The organism is Kitasatospora phosalacinea (assembly GCF_000716545.1).
In the GTDB taxonomy this organism is placed as follows: Bacteria; Actinomycetota; Actinomycetes; order Streptomycetales; family Streptomycetaceae; genus Kitasatospora; species Kitasatospora phosalacinea.
In genome coordinates this window covers 1-324 of record NZ_JNWZ01000198.1, presented here as the reverse complement: position 1 = coordinate 324, position 324 = coordinate 1, and the positions used below count along the sequence as shown (strand labels likewise).

Here is a 324-nt window from a genome sequence, read left to right as displayed (position 1 = left end):
CCGCTCCTGCGCGGCGGTGGCCACGGCCCGGGCGATGGGGTGTTCGGAGGCGTGTTCGAGGGCGCCGGCCAGGCGCAGTGCCTCGTCCTCGGTGGTGCCCTCGGCGGTGTGCACGGCCAGCAGCGCCATCCGGCCGGTGGTGACGGTGCCGGTCTTGTCCAGCACGACGGTGTCGACCCTGCGGGTGTTCTCCAGCACCTCGGGGCCCTTGATCAGGATGCCGAGCTGCGCGCCGCGTCCGGTGCCGACCAGCAGGGCGGTCGGGGTGGCCAGGCCGAGGGCGCACGGGCAGGCGATGATCAGCACCGCGACGGCCGCGGTGAA

General features: G+C 74.7%; 1 pseudogene. It reads right to left on the bottom strand.

Going from position 1 to position 324, the window contains the following annotated elements:
- A pseudogene (locus OO48_RS34125) lies at window positions 1-324 on the bottom strand (P-type ATPase actuator domain-containing protein); the annotation flags it as partial.